At 42.2% G+C, this 18,227-nt stretch carries 15 protein-coding genes; 12 read left to right on the forward strand and 3 right to left on the reverse strand.

Translation table 11 applies throughout. The features are described from left to right. Positions 1-206 precede the first annotated feature (206 nt). Together folE2 and ribBA are read left to right on the forward strand one after the other, a co-directional pair. A complete protein-coding gene (folE2, locus tag PSU78_RS13815) occupies positions 207-1,082 on the forward strand; it encodes a GTP cyclohydrolase FolE2 (protein WP_300388983.1) in 876 nt (291 codons plus the stop codon). 102 nt (positions 1,083-1,184) lie between these two features. Further along, positions 1,185-2,261, forward strand: a complete 1,077-nt coding sequence (gene ribBA, locus PSU78_RS13820; protein ID WP_300389032.1) for a bifunctional 3,4-dihydroxy-2-butanone-4-phosphate synthase/GTP cyclohydrolase II — start codon at positions 1,185-1,187, stop codon at positions 2,259-2,261. Positions 2,262-2,455: 194 nt separating this feature from the next. On the opposite strand, the gene PSU78_RS13825 is transcribed toward ribBA, so the two are convergent. The 3 genes from PSU78_RS13825 to PSU78_RS13835 are packed head-to-tail and all read right to left on the reverse strand — an operon-like array spanning position 2,456 to position 4,267. Further along, positions 2,456-2,740 carry a hypothetical protein gene (locus PSU78_RS13825; protein WP_300388985.1) on the reverse strand — a complete coding sequence of 95 codons (285 nt, stop codon included), beginning with the start codon at positions 2,738-2,740 and terminating at the stop codon, positions 2,456-2,458. After that, positions 2,737-3,816, reverse strand: a complete 1,080-nt coding sequence (locus tag PSU78_RS13830; protein ID WP_300388987.1) for a DMT family transporter — start codon at positions 3,814-3,816, stop codon at positions 2,737-2,739. Before PSU78_RS13830 ends, PSU78_RS13825 begins: the two co-directional genes overlap by 4 nt. 28 nt (positions 3,817-3,844) lie before the next feature. Next, positions 3,845-4,267 carry a group II truncated hemoglobin gene (locus PSU78_RS13835; RefSeq protein ID WP_300388989.1) on the reverse strand — a complete coding sequence of 141 codons (423 nt, stop codon included), beginning with the start codon at positions 4,265-4,267 and terminating at the stop codon, positions 3,845-3,847. Between the two features lie 416 nt (positions 4,268-4,683). On the opposite strand from PSU78_RS13835, the gene PSU78_RS13840 reads away from it, so the two are divergent. The 10 genes from PSU78_RS13840 (at position 4,684) to PSU78_RS13885 (ending at position 18,197) form a co-directional block, all read left to right on the forward strand. Then, on the forward strand, positions 4,684-6,381 hold the full coding sequence (locus PSU78_RS13840) for an APC family permease (RefSeq protein ID WP_300388990.1): 1,698 nt from the start codon (positions 4,684-4,686) through the stop codon (positions 6,379-6,381). A gap of 179 nt (positions 6,382-6,560) precedes the next feature. Then, positions 6,561-8,753 carry an FAD-dependent oxidoreductase gene (locus PSU78_RS13845; RefSeq protein WP_300388992.1) on the forward strand — a complete coding sequence of 731 codons (2,193 nt, stop codon included), beginning with the start codon at positions 6,561-6,563 and terminating at the stop codon, positions 8,751-8,753. A gap of 126 nt (positions 8,754-8,879) precedes the next feature. Next, positions 8,880-11,006, forward strand: a complete 2,127-nt coding sequence (locus PSU78_RS13850; protein WP_300388994.1) for a heterodisulfide reductase-related iron-sulfur binding cluster — start codon at positions 8,880-8,882, stop codon at positions 11,004-11,006. 1 nt (position 11,007) lies between these two features. Continuing rightward, positions 11,008-12,411, forward strand: coding sequence for a hypothetical protein (locus PSU78_RS13855; RefSeq protein WP_300388995.1), 1,404 nt, complete (start codon positions 11,008-11,010; stop codon positions 12,409-12,411). Positions 12,412-12,436: 25 nt separating this feature from the next. Next, positions 12,437-13,231 carry an electron transfer flavoprotein subunit beta/FixA family protein gene (locus PSU78_RS13860; protein ID WP_300388997.1) on the forward strand — a complete coding sequence of 265 codons (795 nt, stop codon included), beginning with the start codon at positions 12,437-12,439 and terminating at the stop codon, positions 13,229-13,231. Between the two features lie 2 nt (positions 13,232-13,233). Then, complete coding sequence (locus PSU78_RS13865; protein WP_300388999.1) at positions 13,234-14,199, forward strand: electron transfer flavoprotein subunit alpha/FixB family protein; 966 nt, start codon at positions 13,234-13,236, stop codon at positions 14,197-14,199. Between the two features lie 207 nt (positions 14,200-14,406). Continuing rightward, positions 14,407-15,528, forward strand: a complete 1,122-nt coding sequence (locus PSU78_RS13870; protein WP_300389034.1) for an aminomethyltransferase family protein — start codon at positions 14,407-14,409, stop codon at positions 15,526-15,528. Positions 15,529-15,530: 2 nt separating this feature from the next. Continuing rightward, positions 15,531-16,127 (forward strand): dimethylamine monooxygenase subunit DmmA family protein, encoded by a 597-nt coding sequence (locus tag PSU78_RS13875; protein WP_300389001.1) that lies wholly within the window; start codon positions 15,531-15,533, stop codon positions 16,125-16,127. Beyond that, positions 16,124-17,077: a PDR/VanB family oxidoreductase gene (locus PSU78_RS13880; RefSeq protein ID WP_300389003.1), complete on the forward strand. Its 954-nt coding sequence runs from the start codon at positions 16,124-16,126 to the stop codon at positions 17,075-17,077. The genes PSU78_RS13875 and PSU78_RS13880 overlap by 4 nt, the downstream gene beginning before the upstream one ends. 79 nt (positions 17,078-17,156) lie before the next feature. Then, positions 17,157-18,197 carry a DUF3445 domain-containing protein gene (locus PSU78_RS13885; protein ID WP_300389004.1) on the forward strand — a complete coding sequence of 347 codons (1,041 nt, stop codon included), beginning with the start codon at positions 17,157-17,159 and terminating at the stop codon, positions 18,195-18,197. Positions 18,198-18,227 lie beyond the last annotated feature (30 nt).

Genomic DNA, 18,227 nt, shown 5'->3' on the forward strand with positions numbered 1-18,227 from the left:
AAGCAACCAAGAATGAGAATGTATTACGTAAGTTTGACGATAAGTCATCTCCTAATCTTACGTTAAGTAGCAACCTTAAAGGAGGCAAGCTGTTTACATTTGAGTTTGCACTTGCCTCCTTCTTTTTTTAAGGACTTTTACATTGTGGCTCAGTACATAATTCAAACGATTGGTATGAATATAGTAATTTAAGAAAGAAGATATAGATGAATTTGCCGATAGATTTTTCACTTCAAGATGTACAAAACTTGGCGGATACTCGCCAACTTGCGATTGATAAAGTTGGCATTCGCGCAATACGTCATCCCGTAATTATCAAAGATAAAGCAGGTAGTGCGCAGCATACAGTGGCCATGTTTAATATGTACGTGCATTTGCCAAAGCATTTTAAAGGCACGCATATGTCTCGTTTTGTCGAGATACTTAACGAAAATGAGCATGAAATATCTGTAGAGAGTTTCAAGAGTATCTTGCAGGAAATGGCAACAAGATTAGAGGCGAAATCTGGCTATATTGAAATGACTTTTCCATATTTCATCAACAAGTCAGCACCTGTTTCTGGCGTAAAAAGTTTACTCGATTATGAAGTTACCCTGATTGGTGAAATAAAAAATGGAAAACATGACGTTAAAGTAAAAGTGTTAATTCCTGTCACTAGTCTTTGCCCATGCTCTAAGAAAATATCTGCGTATGGTGCACACAATCAACGCTCGCACGTCACTATTACCATTGCCTTAAAAGAATTTATGTGGCTTGAAGATATGATCAAGATGGTTGAGGCGCAAGCATCTTCTGAGTTGTACGGCCTACTAAAACGGCCAGACGAAAAATACGTGACTGAATTGGCTTACGATAATCCAAAGTTTGTTGAAGATATGGTGAGAGATATCGCGACAGTATTTAAAAATGATCCTCGAGTAAAAAGCTATGTGATTGAATGTGAGAATTTTGAGTCTATACATAACCATTCCGCGTATGCATGTATATCAAGTGAGCTATCTGTAGATGCTGAAGATAAGCCCGCTAAAGAGCATAAGGCTAATTCTGTGAGTCCCTGTGTTTCTAGTGAAAATGGATATTGAGAGTAAATGATGAACGATATTGTTAACCTAAGTTATTTAGAACAAGTAAAAACGATACCTGCGTTTAAGGTATTGGGAAATCCTACAGTTTCTATTAGCCCAATGATTGAAATTATTGAGGAAATGCGCCAAGGTCGTATGGTGGTGTTATTGGATGATGAAGATCGCGAGAATGAAGGCGACTTAGTTATGGCGGCACAATTTGTGACGCCCGCAGACATCAACTTTATGGCTAAACATGGACGAGGATTGATCTGTTTAACACTGACTGAAGAGCGAGGTAAGCAACTCAATCTTGAGCCTATGGTGACAAAAAATGGTACAAAAATGGGTACCAATTTCACAGTTTCTATTGAAGCTGCTGAAGGCGTTACTACGGGTATTTCAGCTGCCGATAGGGCGCATACTATACAAACAGCAGTTGATGTGAATGCTCGACCAGCAGACATCGTGAGTCCTGGCCATGTATTTCCTTTAATCGCACAAAAAGGTGGGGTATTAGTGCGTGCTGGCCATACTGAGGCTGGTTGCGACCTTGCTAAGCTTGCTGATCTTGAGCCAGCGTCCGTGATATGTGAAATATTGAAAGATAATGGCGAGATGGCAAGGCTGCCAGATTTACTTGAGTTTGCAGCGAAGCATGATTTGAAAGTAGGGACGATTGCCGACTTAATTAACTATAGAAGTCAGACTGAACGTTTGGTGACTAGGGTTGCTGAGCGTCATATCGAGACAGCTTATGGCGAGTTTAAATTAATCGCATTTAATGATACTGCTGCCAACGAAACACATTTGGCGTTAGTTAAAGGTAAGGTAAGCGCTGATCAAAGTGTACTGGTTAGAGTGCATGAGCCTATAACTATCATAGATTTGTTAGATGCAAGTAGTAAGAGCCACAGCTGGAGTTTGCCGCACGCAATGGAACACATTAGCAAAGCAGAGTCTGGCGTCATTGTTATGCTTAGACGAAAAGAAGAGAGTGAGGATATTGTTCATGCAATCAAATCCGCAGGTCAGCCAGTTGACAATCAATATACGCTTAAAGATTATGGCATTGGTGCGCAGATATTACGAGATTTGGGAGTGGTAAAAATGCGCCTGATGGCAGAGCCTCGTAAGATTCCAAGCATGGCAGGATTCGGCTTGGAAGTGACTGAGTTTATAGTCTACGAAGCTTAAGTCTTAGGCTGGATGCTGTGCTTAAAGCAGTATATGCTAAATAGCTGTACACTTTGTGTGCAGCTATTCTCCATAGTTAGAAACAAATACTCTGGCACACATTAAACAGATAAAACTTACTGCGCCTATCACAACTATCGCTAAAATATCTGCGCCTGCATAACCCCAAAACTCACTCATCATCATTCCTTTTGTTATGGTAGTAGCAGCCCAGTATCTACCATTCGTGTTATTCCAAAATCTGAAACTTGATATTTAAAAATTAACTTTGCGTTACCATTGATGGTTTCAAGTTTACTTTCAATGCGCTTTATTAGCCCAGCGGAAGCTAATTCATCTAGAGCGATACGTAAGGTTTTTTCTCTGAAACTCCCAGACTCATCATACTCAGTCAACACTTTTTCAATGAGTTGTTGATCCCAAATGCCACCCGATTTTGAGATGGAGACTAATAGAAATCCTTTGTGATGTAGCTTCATGAATGTACTTTAATATTGCTAAGGGCGTCACTGTTGTCGCGTAGCTCTGCAATAGATTCAGCAGATTCGCTGAACATAACAAAACTGCCAAACACCGTTAGAAACAAACCTACAATGAAATACCATTGAGGCAGTTGTAGCGTAAAAGCAGCGATAAAGATAAGTGCAAAAACTGCATATAAGTTGCCAATCGCTTCACCTCGACCCACACCAATTAAACTAAAACTCTTATAAAAAGACGTATAACAATATGCATGACAAGCTGCCGCAAGCACTATCCATAACATGGCTTTGCTATGGGTAAACGTATCGACAATCAGCGCTTTGATAGGTAAGTCAGTAAATATGGCGAGAAAGGGTAAGATGAGTAAGCCCCAAAATAATATTTCAAATGAAAATCGACAATGAATACCAACATCTGGGTCAGAAACATCCATAGCTCGTCCTGCGACTGCGCCCTCTGTACCCCAACCAATCGCAGACATAATGCCGCCTACGTAGCCTAGCCAGGCATTAGGGTTGCTCGCATCCACCTCACCAAAGAGGCTAGGGCCGTAAATCACCATGCCGCCAAAAATTATGATGCACATGCCAATCGCAGCACGTTTAGAGATTTTTTCTTTGTACCAAAGCCTAGCAATAACGGCGCCTATGACTGGATAGAATAATGAGGATATGGCTGCAAACACCGGACCAACAAAGCCCATCGCCATATAAGAGCCAAAGATGGCTAAAGGACCGCCACAAAGTGAGGCGAGGGCATACCACTTGGAAATCTTGCTAAAGCGCACCATGGTTCGACCATAATCTTTAACCTTACCTAGTACCATATTCCAAAGTAGTAGAAAGAAAAATACGGTTATGGCATGTATCCAAGTCATCACAGCTGTTGCAGCTAGCCTTAATGACTGCTGATCTGCTGAAATATCAACGTAGGGATGTTCAGACCAAAGTGCTGTTCCAGGCACATACCAAGCGCCCCAAAGAATGGCTGTCCAAAGCGCCCACATAAAGCCCCAGCGTTGATTTCGAGCATAATGTTTTTGTAAGGCGTTATTCAGTGCGGCGCTGTTCAAAATAAAACTCTTTCAGGGAAATTTGGCACTAATCAGATCTATTCACTAGGCGTTCTGCTGCAGCAGTGAAATTACGCATTAACTTATTTTTTGTTGTGTCTTCTAGCCCAATTTGATCAATCGCCATTGACATACACTCAAGCCAAATGTCTTTTGATTCAACATTAATCTCTACGTGCTCATGCATGGTTCTGACATTCGAGTGACCATGTTTCTCTACATATAATTTAGGTCCACCTAAGAACCCTGAAAGAAAGTTGAATTGTTCAACACGTGAGTGTGCCAAGCCGTTGCCTCTTAGATGTAGTAAGAGCAGCTTATGAGCAAAATTTTCAGTTTCAACTATGTCATAAAAAACCTTTACTAGGTTCAAAACGCCAGCCTCTCCACCGACTAAATCATATAAAGAGCTATTTGCAGTATCACGCATTGTTGGCTGAACACTTGTCATTGGTCGCTTTCTTCACTATTGATTAACTTATATATACGACGTAATAGTAAACAGTGAAATTGCGAATAAACACTATCTTGAAGGTGTAATACTTAAGAAGTATTTGGCTGAACAAAATCGGGTGCACAATGGACGAGGTCTAGTGTTAAGCAAACTACTACTTTATGAGTAATCCGTTATGAGAATTGCACTCAACTAATGATTGTCATCAAATGCATATCAATGCGGCAAGTTTTTTTAGACTCCGTAGAAGGTTTATAAGTAAGTGTTTTATATGCAGTTGTTTTCTATGTTTTGATATAAAAATTGTTTTATTTATTTGGTGACACAGGCTAATTCTGTTGCTTGACCCAGGTGGGCAGCTCCTTATTTAGATTTTGAGCTGTAATGGGGATTTTATAAAAAGGGGACTTAAATTGAGTGTAATTTCTTCGGTTGATGCGATTTCAGCTGATCTTTCTGAAAACGTTGCAGCGCAAAATGCAACGTTACATAGAAAGATTGGCTGGCAAGGCGCATTCTGGGTGGCAAGTGGCGTTCCTGCACTTGTTCTGTTTTCAATTGGCGCGATTGCGGCAACGGTCGGTAAGCCAGCATGGATGATTTGGGCAATTTCGATCGCTTTTGGTTTTATTCAAGCATTTACTTATGCAGAAATTGCAGGCCTGTTTCCGCATAAGTCTGGCGGCGCTTCAATCTATGGTGCAGTTGCATGGGTAAAGTACAGTAAGTTTATTGCACCAGTCTCTGTTTGGTGTAATTGGTTTGCTTGGTCGCCAGTGTTAGCCATTGGCTCTGGGCTTGCAGCAGGTTATATGCTCAGCGCCTTATTCGCACCCGATGCAGTAATCAATACTTGGCAGATTACCTTATTAGACTTAAGTATGGTTAAAGATGGGCTGGCATTAAGAATAAACGCAACGTTTATTGTAGGTGCTGCTGTTCTGCTATCAGTATTTGCAGTTCAACATGGCGGCATTTTGCGTTCTGCTAAAACCACCATGATTCTTGGCGTGATTGCATTAATTCCATTGATGTTAATTGGATTGGTGCCATTAATGACAGGTGACATTTCTCAAGCCAACTTTTTCCCATTAGCACCTCTTGCGCATGACGCAGCAGGTAATGTGATTGATGGTGTGTGGGGAATAGAAGGCTGGAAACTAATGGCAGGCGGGCTGTTTATTGCGGCATGGTCTACCTATGGTTTTGAAACCGCAGTGTGCTACACACGTGAGTTCAAAAACCCAAAAACAGATACCTTTAAGGCTATTTTCTATTCTGGTCTGCTATGTGTAGCGGTATTTACGTTAGTGCCAATTGCTTTCCAAAGTCACTTAGGTTTGGGTCACATGGTGACACCTGCTGTCATTGATGCTGCTGGCGTAGTGACTAGCCCAGCTGTTTATGACGGTATGCTAGAAGCTTCAATCTACAGCGGTATGGGTGTAGCAGCAGCGTTCTCAGATATTGTAGGCGGTGGTGCTTTCGTTGCGAATGTGATGGTGATTATGATGGTACTTGCACTCATGTTATCTATCATGACCTCAATGGCGGGTTCTTCACGTACTTTATATCAAGCTTCTGTAGATGGATGGTTGCCTAAGTACTTATCCCATGTGAATGATCATGGTGCCCCTACAAGGGCAATGTGGACAGACCTGTGCTTTAATTTACTGCTTTTGATGATGTCAGATTATGTATTCATTCTTGCAGCATCAAACGTAGGTTATATTATTTTCAACTTTCTCAACCTTAACTCTGGTTGGATCCATCGTATAGATAGACCAAAGTGGGATCGCCCATATAAAGCACCAACTATACTATTGGTATTAGGCGGTATTCTTGGCTTCGTTAACCTTGGCATCATGGGTTTAGGTGCTGATGTATGGGGTGCAGGAACATTGAAAGTTGGGTTGTTATTTGCATCCTTGATACTTCCAGTGTTTATCTATCGTCACTATATTCAGGATAAAGGCGTGTTTCCTAAACAAATGTTAGAGGATATGCACTTAGACGAGCATGAAGATGGCGTAGCAAATAGGGCTGGTGTTCTACCATACATTGCATTAGCTGCAGGTATTGGATTGGTTTGGTACTTACATAGCCTGTAATTAACAGTAATTGAGCTTGAAATAATGGCGAGCGGGCATATTGTCCGTTCGCTTTTTTTATTGTCATTCCAGGTTTTATCAATAACACCTAAGTAGTAAGCCATGAGGGTAATTGTTTACATTGCTCATCACATTGAGAATAGCCATACAGTTAATTCCTAAACACATCGGAGAGTAATATGGCACGTGATCCAAAACATGACATTCTGTTTGAACCCATTCAAATAGGCCCAAAAACTTTACGCAATCGCTTCTATCAAGTGCCTCACTGTATTGGTGCTGGTTCAGATAAGCCAGGCTTCCAAGCTGCGCATCGCTCAATGAAGGCCGAAGGCGGCTGGGCGGCAATGAACACTGAATATTGCTCTATCAATCCAGAATCCGATGATACGCATCGCTTGTCAGCACGTATTTGGGATGAAGGTGATGTGCGAAATTTACGTGCTATGACGGATGAAGTACACAAATATGGTGCGCTTGCAGGTGTAGAGCTATGGTACGGCGGTGCGCATGCACCAAACATGGAATCACGTGCAACTCCTCGCGGCCCAAGCCAATATGCCTCAGAGTTTGAAACCTTATCATATTGTAAAGAAATGGACTTAAGTGACATTGCTCAAGTTCAGCAATATTATGTGGATGCCGCTAAACGCTCACGCGATGCTGGTTTTGATATCGTTTATGTTTACGGCGCTCACTCATACTTGCCGCTTCAATTCTTAAATCCGTACTACAACAAACGTACTGATAAATACGGCGGTTCATTAGAGAATCGCGCGCGCTTCTGGTTAGAGACTTTAGAAAAAGTTAAACATGCAGTTGGCAGCGAGTGTGCCATTGCAACACGTTTTGCCGTTGATACTGTGTCTGGCCCAGGTCAAATTGAAGTTGAAGTTGACGGTATGAAGTTCATTGAGCTAGCTGACCCCTTAGTTGATTTGTGGGATGTGGATGTTGGTGACATTGCGGAATGGGGTGAAGATGCAGGCCCGTCACGTTTCTATCAACAAGGTCACCAAGTGCCTTGGACTAAGTTTGTTAAACAGGTTTCTAAAAAGCCAGTATTGGGTGTAGGCCGCTTTGTAGATCCAGAAAAAATGACTGAGATCGTGACCAAAGGCTACGCAGACATTATTGGTTGCGCACGCCCTTCAATTGCTGATCCATTTTTGCCACAAAAAATTGAACAAGGTCGTTATGACGATATTCGTGTATGTATCGGCTGTAACGTATGTATTTCTCGCTGGGAAATTGGTGGTCCTCCAATGATCTGTACGCAAAATGCGACGGCAGGTGAAGAGTACCGTCGTGGTTGGCATCCAGAGAAATTCGCTAAAACTACATCAAAAGATTCAGTGCTAGTAGTTGGCGCAGGCCCGTCTGGTTCAGAAGCCGCGCGTGTATTGTTAGAAAAAGGCTTTACCGTTCACTTGTATGACAAAGCTGAAAAAATTGGCGGTCATTTAAACTCAGTGACAACATTACCAGGCTTGGGTGAATGGAGTTATCACCGTGATTATCGTGAAACTCAAATTACTAAACTGGTGAAAAAGAACAAGGAAAGCCAAGTTGCACTCGGTCAAAAACCCATCACTGCGGATGAAGTGCTGCAATACGGCGCTGATAAAGTGATTATTGCCACAGGCTCCTCATGGAATACAGATGGCACTAACTGTTTAACACATGACCCTATTCCAGGTGCAGATGCCTCATTACCAGATCAATTGACGCCAGAACAAGTGCTTGAAGGTAAAAAGAAAATTGGTAAACGCGTTGTTATTTTAAACGCAGATACTTATTTTATGGCACCTAGCCTAGCTGAAAAATTAGCGACTGCTGGCCATGAAGTGACGGTAGTTTCAGGTGTACACATGGCGAACTATATGCATTTCACCCTTGAGTACCCAAACATGATGCGTCGTTTGCATGAGTTGCATGTGGAAGAGATTGGTGATCATTTCTGTTCAAAAATTGAAAGCGGACGTCTTGAAATCTACAACATTTGGGGTGATGGGTCTAAACGTACCTATCGCGGCCCAGGTGTTTCACCTCGCGATGCAAACACAACACATCGTTGGTTAGAGTTTGATTCATTGATCCTAGTTACAGGTCGTCATTCTGAAAATGCATTATGGAATGAGCTGAAAGCACGAGAATCAGAATGGGCAGAAAATGATATCAAAGGCATCTATTTAATTGGTGATGCTGAAGCGCCACGCCTGATTGCAGATGCAACGTTTACAGGTCACCGTGTAGCGCGTGAGATTGAAGAAGCTCATCCGCAAATTGCGCTGCCATACAAGCGTGAAGTAGCTGTTTGGGGCGCACCGCATATGCCAGGCGGTACCTTCAAAATCGAGTACAAGGTTTAGATTGGAATAATCAAGCTTGTCGTAATCTCTTACGGCGAGCTTGATTAAACCATTTAAATACATTCATTAAAAAAATATAAATTCTAAAAATAACAACTTTTAAACCCCATCAATAGGCGGAGCTAAATGGATAATTCTAAAGAAATCACCCGAGTGCTGTTTGAGAACTTTCAGCCACAGGCGATACATTTATTCTACGCCATCGGTTATTTGGCAATTGCGGTTTTCACTTATGGCGTTTATGTTCAGATACGTAAATATCGCCGTGGTAAACCAGATGGTTCGTGGAACGAGCTATTTCATCGTTTTGTTGATATGGTCAAAACAATGGCGACACATCGCACCTTGGTGCGACGTGATAAAAGTGCAGGGCGCGCGCATGGCTTAATTTTCTTAGGTTTTGTATTGCTATTTATTGGCACCTCTACCATTACGCTGGAATATGACATTCTAGAGCCGTTATTTGGCGTTAAGTTTTGGTACGGTAACTTTTACTTACTCTTCTCACTCGTGTTGGATTTAGCTGGTTTAGGTTTAATTGTTGGCCTTATCTATATGATGTATAGACGTAAATGGCTCCACTTACCTAAGCTTGATTACAAAAGAGTTGATAGACAAGAAGGTGATCCTGACTTTGATCGCAGCCAATATCGCCGCGAAGACTGGGCATTTCTCTGGTCATTTATCTTGATAGGTATCACTGGCTTTATTTTAGAAGCAACACGTTTAGTATGGCTTAACGATAGGCCAGAGGTCTGGGATTACCGTATGTGGTCACCAGTGGGTGCTTTGCTTGCTCAAATCATGCAGACATTTGGGATGGTATCTGAAAGTGCTGGAGCATTCCGTCCATACTTATGGTGGTTTCACGGCTTGCTTTCACTGACTTTTATTGCATGTATTCCATACACAAAAATCAAACATATCTTCACAGCCGCGACCTCATTGATGTTCAAGGATCCGTTAGCAGGTAGAAGATTGCCAAAAGTACCAGATGACCAAAAAACTGCAGGTTATAAGACTATTACCGACCTGACTTGGAAAAACTTACTGCATCTTGATGCTTGTACTAAATGCGGCCGCTGCCAAGAAGCATGCCCGGCCAATGCAGTTGGCGCGCCATTATCGCCAAGAGACGTCATTCTTTCTTTACGTGAGTTTGCGAATCATGCATTGAGCGCTAAGGAGCTACCAAAAGAAGCTGAGTTAAATATTCACGGTAAAGATGTTGGGCAAGTGTTCATGGAAACGCTCTGGTCTTGCCGTACTTGCTTAGCATGCGTAGAGATTTGCCCTGTTGCGGTGGAGCATGTGCCGATTATCGTACAGATGCGACGCAACCTAGTTGAAGCTGGTGAAATGGAGCCTTTGCTAGAAAAAACACTGCAAACCATTCATAAAACAGGTAATTCTTTTGGTGAATCAAAACGTAAAAGAGCCGCTTGGGCTAAAGAGTTGCCGTTTGAAATTAAAGATGCGCGTAAAGAACCAGTCGATGTGCTGTGGTTCGTTGGAGATTATGCATCTTTTGACCCACGCAATCAAAAAGTCACTCAGTCCTTCGCCAAATTAATGCATCACGCAGGCGTCAATTTCGGCCTGCTTTTTGAAGCTGAACTTAATGCAGGCAATGATGTACGACGAGTTGGTGAGGAAGGTTTGTACGAGCTACTTGCATCATCGAATATCGGCACATTGCAAGCTTGTGACTTTGCATCAATCGTGACAACTGACCCGCACTCGTTTAATACGATACGTAACGAATATCCAGATTTTGGTGGCAAGTTTGAAATTGAACACTATACAACTTTGGTTAAACGACTCATTGAAACAGGTCAAGTTAAGCTTAAGAAAAAGCTCGATTACCGTGTCACCTTTCATGACCCTTGTCATTTAGGACGCTACAACAAAGGCTATGACGCGCCACGCGAAGTAATTAAGTTATTGGGTTGTGAGTTAGTAGAAATGGCACGAAACCGTGATAACTCATTCTGTTGCGGCGCTGGTGGTGGACGTATTTGGATTCCTGACCCAGTCGGTATTGAAAAACCTTCAGCTAACCGTATGAAAGAAGCTGGGCAGATTGAAGGGCTGCAAGTATTTGTGGTGTCATGCCCGAAAGACCTCACGATGTTTGAAGATGCACTTAAAACATCAGGCTTCGAAGGACAGTTTGTGGTGCGCGAACTGATTGAGTTAATTGACGAGTGTATTGAATATGAAGTTTGGGAAGACACTGCAGTGACGGCTTGATATGCGAGTTGCTAACAGTGCTACAGCATTAGTGGATTTAGCATTGAAAGCTGGCGACTCCTATAGTGCTGCTGCCGTTTATAGCATTGCAGAAAGTAAACAAAAGCATCAGTTGAAAGAGTTAATGTTTGGTAAGCGGCGAGATGCTTTAGCGTTGGCTCGATGGGAGCATACGCCAGCATCGGTATTAGAAGCGCTTTGTAGCGCTTCTGATGATGCGATTGTTGTTCGCTTAGATAAGAACCAGAACACACCGACTTTGGCGATATCAAAGCTTTATGTTGCTGAAAATCAGCGTAGTAAAAGTAGCGCTAGTTTGACGGTTTTAGTTGCACAACATCGGCATGCTTCGCTTAGCGTTTTGAAAAATATTGCGCAGTTTGAGGATGATGAAGCAAGTTTGTTAGCCGTGAGTAAAAACCTAGCTGCAAACAGTGAAGTGCTCAGTATTTTGCTAGACCGATTTGAGTCAAGTTCGATATTGGCAGCACTGCAAAAGAATATAAGTGAGCATCCGTCTACCTCTCCTCAGTTGCTTGAGCAGTTGTATGAAAAAGGCGATGTGTACGTTAAAGCTGCGGTGATTGGACATGCCAATTGTCCTTTGCAATTGATTGATAAAGCCTTACTTGAGGAAAATGTCTTTATTCAGCGCCAACTGGCGGCTGATAAGCGTTTGAATAATGAAGTAATCAGTCGCCTAAGTTTGCATCAGGATAAGTCGGTGCGATGTGCTGTGGCTTCTAATGCAATCGCTTCGAATGATGTAATTAAGCTCTTAGCAGTTGATGAGAGTGACGTGGTAAGACGAGTTATAGCATCAAGGCTTGATTTAACATCACACGTCATTAGCCGCTTAATGAATGACCAAGATGTATGGGTAAGGCAAAAGTTAGCGCGAAATCCAACTGTTTCATTTGGAGTTTTTGATAAGTTATCTAAAGACCTGCAAGCAGATGTGCGCAGAGGTGTGGCAAGAAATCCTCGTTGCCCAGTCAAGTTACTGCATTTGTTAGCTAAAGATGAGGATTATTGGGTACGTTCTGCGGTGGCTTATCAGCACAGAACGTCGAAGCAGTTGTTAATAGAGCTTGCAGATGATACGGCGGTAGATGTATTGAGTGGTGTGGCGAATAACCCGAATACACCACAGCGATTATTGAAGAAGTTAACGGCTTCTGCAGAAGCTGATGTTAGGCGCGGCGTTATTTTAAACCCGAGTGCGACACGATTGACTTTGTTGCCATTATTAGAAGACGCCTATTACTTACATCGATTAATGCTAGTTGGGAATAGTAAATTGAAAGATAAAGATAAATGGCACTTGTGTTTTGATCCAGATTATCAGGTCAGATTTACGGCATTTAAGTATTTTGCAGGTCATTTTATAAAAAGTAGTAGTTGATATAAGTTTCAAGGAGAAGAGAAGTATGAAAATTTTAGTTGCGGTAAAACAAGTAGCGGCATTAGATGAAGACTTTGAAATCCGCGCAGATGAAAAAGATGTCGATGAAGACTTTCTTTTGTATGACTTAAACGAGTGGGATGACTTCTCACTTGAAGAGGCCATGAAAATTAAAGAGGCCGGCACGACAGAGGTTGAAGTAGTAGTCGTTTCAGTAGGGCCAGATCGCGTGGATGAAAGTCTGCGCAAATGTTTAGCTAAAGGTGCAGACCGCGCCATCAGAGTTTGGGATGACAGCATTGAAGGTTCAGACGCCATTGCCATTGGACGTATTCTTGCCGCTGTAGCAAAAAAAGAAGCGCCTGATATGATATTTGCTGGTGTGCAATCATCGGATCAAGCCTATGCATCCACTGGCATTTCAACCGCAGCCTATCTCAACTGGCCACATGCGGCAGTAGTCGCTGACTTGCAATATCAAGCTGGCAACAAAAGTGCTGTGGTTCGTCGCGAATTAGAAGGTGGCTTATTACAAGAAGTTGAGATTAATTGCCCAGCAGTATTAACCATACAACTCGGCATTAACAAACCTAGATACGCTTCATTGCGTGGCATTAAACAAGCGGCTGCAAAACCTATCGAGGAAGTGACTTTGTCTGATATTGGCTTGTCTGGTGCTGATGTAGGAGCGGGTAACTCCATGTCGCACGTTCGCCGCATGTATATTCCAGCTAAAGGTCGCGCAGAAATGATTGAAGGCACGATAGCGGAGCAAGCGGCTAAGTTGATTCAAATTATGAACGAATTTAAAGGAGTTTAAGCATGAGTACAATTTTGGTAATTGCAGAGCACCGTCGTAATGAGTTGCGCCCTGTCACCTTTGAGCTTATCTCTGCGGCACAAGGTTTGAAAAAATCGGCAGATGACAAAGTGGTGGTGGCTGTGATTGGTAGCCAGGCTGAAACATATACTGCTGCGTTGTCTGTGAGTGGTGTAGATGAAATATTGACTATTCCAGCGCCAGTGTCAGAATTTGATCCTGATGTTTATGAAGCTGCAGTGTCGGCTTTAATAGAAGCTAAAAATCCTAGCGTTGCCTTATTGCCACATTCAGTCGACTCACTTGGATATGCGGCTACATTAGCAAGTAAAGCTGGTTATGGATTCGCTACAGATGTATTCATTGTTGAATATCAAGGCAATGATTTAGTCGCAACGCGTGGTGGTTATAATCAAAAAGTGAATGTTGAAGTGGATTTTCCAGGTAAAAGTGTTGTTGTCATGACTATTCGCGCCAGTGTATTTAAACCATTGGAAGGTTCAGGTAGCCCAACTGTATCAAACTTTGATTTACCTGCAGTTCAATCGCGCAGCCAAAACAAAGAGTTTGTTGAGCAGGGAGGTGGTAATGATATTGATATCACAACCGTTGATTTTATTATGTCTATCGGTCGTGGTATTGGTGAAGAAACCAATGTGGAGCAGTTCAGAGAGTTAGCGGAAACTGCTGGCGCTACTTTATGTTGTTCACGCCCAATCGCCGATGCTGGCTGGTTGCCGAAATCAAGGCAGGTTGGACAGTCAGGCAAAGTGGTTGGCTCATGTAAACTTTATGTTGCTTTAGGCATTTCTGGTTCAATTCAGCATATGGCTGGTATGAAGCATGTACCAACTATTGTTGCAATCAATACAGACCCGAGCGCTTCAATATTTACGATTGCTAAGTACGGTATCGTGGCAGATATTTTTGATTTTGAAGAAGAACTCAACAGCCAATTGGCCGCTTAGTAACGAAAGAATTACAAGCTTTAAACTCTCCAAATGGCGTGAGGCTAAGATCTAGTCTACACGCCATTTTCATTAATTTCCTCAAAATCTATCCCTAAATATTCAGTACCTCTTAAGTAGTACACCTTCAAGAGAATTTTCTCTGATTTTCTATTCCGATAATGTGTAATCAATCTCTTAACAATTTCATTTTATTAAGTAAGGAAAATAATGCGAAATTCTATTCTTAACGATAGACACGCGACGCTTGGATCCAGTTTAGATGGCGACAAATGGAACGACATGGCTATTCCTTGGAGCTATCACACGGATCCAAATGAAGAAACGATTGCGGTGCGTAGCCGCGCTGCTTTGTTCGATGTTTCAGCACTAAATCTTGTCGATGTCACTGGCACTGATGCTGAGGCGGTATTAAATGCTATGGTTGCCAAAGATATCATCAAGCTTAAAGTCAACACTGGCATTATCGCGGCGGAAATGAATGAAGCTGGGGAGTTGTGCGACGATATTATGATTATTCGTCTAGGTGCCAATGAATTCAAAATTTCTCATGGAAGTGGTAAAACACCTGACAATCTAAGTAAGTTATCTGCAGGCAAAAACATTAAAGTTCAAAAAGATGATGATACGCACGTATTGTCATTACAAGGTCCTAAATCTCTTGAAATTCTTACGCCGCATGTAGGCATTATATTGTCAGAATTACCCTATTTTGGTTTTGTGAAAACCACCTTATTTGGCATTCATGTGATTATTGGCCGTGGTGGATATGCAGCAGAACGCGGCTATGAAATATACAGTTCAGCAAAAAATACAGTCACGATTTGGGACAAAATTCTTGAGATTGGAAAGCCATTTGGCATCATGCCAGCCTCTTGGAACTGTCTGGAGTTAACTAGAGTAGAAGCTGCTTTGCAGTTCTTTCCATTTGAAATGCCAGAGGGTGACACAACGCCTTGGGAAGCGGGTTTAGGTTGGGCAATTGATTCTGATAAAGCGGCTGAATATACAGGTAAAGCGGCCGCATTAAAGTCAAAAGGTCAAGAGCGCGTTAAACAAGGTGGTCTTGTTTGCCAAAGTGCAACTGCTGTGGAAGCTGGCGCCAAAATCATGAAAAATGGTATTGAAGTTGGTGTGGTCACCAGCAGCAGTTATAGCCAATACTTAATGCAGTCCATCGCGATGATGCATATCAAGCCTGAATATTCAGCCATTGGCACTGAGGTAGAAATAGTGGGAAAAATTACCAGTTGCAAGGCAAGAGTGGCACAAACGCCATTTTACGATCCAATGCGCTTGCGTACCTACCCAGAAAGGGTGAAAGGTTAATCATGGAACGTGGATATTGGATTAGAAGCAAGCCTGTTTACACTTCATTATTGTGGCATGAAAAAGCCACTTCGCATTTAGTCGTAGCGCAAAGTCAGGGTGGTATGGCGGTGTTGAAGTTGTTTCAGTTAATGCATCCTAAGCAAGCAATCACGGTGTTGTATATGCCCCATGCTGAGGCCGACTATTCTAAAACGCTTATAAAAGTAGTACCTGATGGTTTGCAACTCTTAGAAACTGAGCAAGAGGTTTTAGCTAAGTTGGATAGCGTCTTACATGGCATGTGTATGGGTATGCGGCTTTATATTGCTGGCTCTGAAGACTTTATGTGGTCAGTAGCAAAAGTGGCAAATAAGTTCGGCATTGAAGATGCTGGCATGATGAAAGAGCTGACAGGCACATTGGCAAGACCAATCTACTGCGTACATTGCAAAGCGACAACACATGGCGTCACAACCAATATTGGGGAATGTAGCGGCTGTGGTCGCATGCTTTTCGTTCGGGACCACTTTTCACGCAAGCTAGGCGCCTACATGGGCTTGATGATAGATGCTGAATCACCAGGTGAATTACCAGATATAGAGGAAATATATCCATGAGTATGATTGATATTAAAGTTGCCGCCGTTGAGCAGGTAACGCCACTCGTTAAACACTTCACTTTTGTTAAACAGGATGGGTCGCCATTCCCGGCATTTTCAGGTGGAAGCCATGTGGTAGTCTCTATGAATGTAGCGGGAAGGGTGCATCGCAACCCTTATTCGTTAATGGGCTCGCCAGTAGATACTGGCTCTTACCATATTTCGGTGCGCAAACAAGAGCAGTCTAGAGGCGGCTCAGTGTTTATGCACGAGAGTGTTGAGGTTGGCACATCACTGCAAATTACTTATCCAGTTAACCTTTTCTCATTGGCAAAAAAAGCACATAAACATATCTTGATTGCAGGTGGTATTGGCATCACGCCATTTATGTCGCAATTGGTTGATTTAAATCGTTTGAATTCAAGTTTCGAGTTGCATTATGCATTTAGATCACCCGAACATGGTGCATTTGCAACGCAATTAAAGACAATTTGCAATGATAAATTGCATTGTTATGCTGATAGTAAAGGTGAACGTTTAGACCTAACTGCTTTACTTAGCAAGCAACCCTTAGGAACCCATGTATACGTTTGTGGGCCAAACCCTATGGTCGTGGCAGTCATTGAAACTGCCAGAAATTTGGGCTGGCCTGAAAATCATATTCATAGTGAACAGTTCCTCTCACCTGGTATTGGTGAGCCATTCAAAATCCAACTGGCAAAATCTAATATTGAAGTGCACGTGCCTGCAGAAATGAGCATGCTAGAAGCTATTGAGGCTGCTGGTGTTGAGGCTGATTACTTATGTCGAGGCGGTGTTTGTGGCCGTTGTGAAGTTAATGTACTTGAGTCAGATGGTGCGCTTTTACATCACGATCATTTTTTAACTGACGCCGAAAAAGCTTCTGGTAAAAAGATTATGCCTTGCGTTTCTCGCGCTAGATGTGACCGATTGGTTTTAGATCTTTAACGCCAGATTGACCAGAGATTGAATGACTTAAGTGTTTAAAACCACTTGATATTAAAAATATAAAATTAAGGTGAACAAAATGGCATTAGCATTTAAACAAGAAACATTTCGCAATGACTATCAATACAGTAACTCTCCGAATGCAATTAAACGCTTTCCGTTTCCCTTTGCAGAAGATCAGTATATGTATTCCGTCAACATTGAACCACACATTAAAGGCAAGCAAGGTACTGTATGCGAATTCCCTTTTGACGTAGATGAACACTATGTTGGAGAATGTTTAGATAAGCAGATTACATTAGACTTAGATCGTGGTAGATACAAAACTCTACCGCACATGATGGATGCGCAATGGGATTTTGTTGAGCTGACGATGGAAGCGCTATCAAATGATTACCCTGAGCATTTTTCGTTAATAAAAGATGGCTTAAATTGGACATGGGAAAACAAACCATTAAACATTAAGCAAAGTTTTGTATTTGGTGATGCTTCAACAATGCCAATGGATCCATTTGAATTTATGAGCCGACAAGTGCAAGGTGACTTTGTGTTACTTGACCAACGCGATGAAACTTTATATGCCGATGGCGGTTTTGTTACGAGCCAGGCAGACTGGTCTTTAGCGTTTGATGTGGGAATGTCATGGAGAGAATGGCATGCGCCAGTGCCGCGCGCGACCGAGTTAGGTGTGATGGATAGAGCGCTTAAATATTTGCTCAACCTACAATTAGGCAGTCCAGTACGCAGGCTTAATTGGACAATGACAGTGAATCCACGTTTAGACACTTCACCTGAGAACTATCCACTATGGGGTACCGACCGAAATACTGTTAATCCTGAAAACGTTGCAGATAAAGTACATCTTCGCGTGGAGTTACAATCTTTATTTAGATTGCCACGCAGCAATGCCATTGTTTTCAGTATTCGGTGTTACTTGATGAGTTTAAAAGAGCTTTCCAGCTATCCAAGATGGGCAAAACGCTTACATCGCGTTCAAAAAACGATGCATCCAGATTTGATTGAATATAAAGGAATGACTAAATTTCACCCAATGATGGTTGAGTGGCTTTCTAAGTTTGATGACGGTGCTGCTATGGATTTAGGAACTCATCCAGAGTAATGTTTTCGCTGGCTAACTTTTAATCTAGTT

This window comes from Methylotenera sp., assembly GCF_029945705.1.
GTDB lineage: Bacteria > Pseudomonadota > Gammaproteobacteria > Burkholderiales > Methylophilaceae > Methylotenera.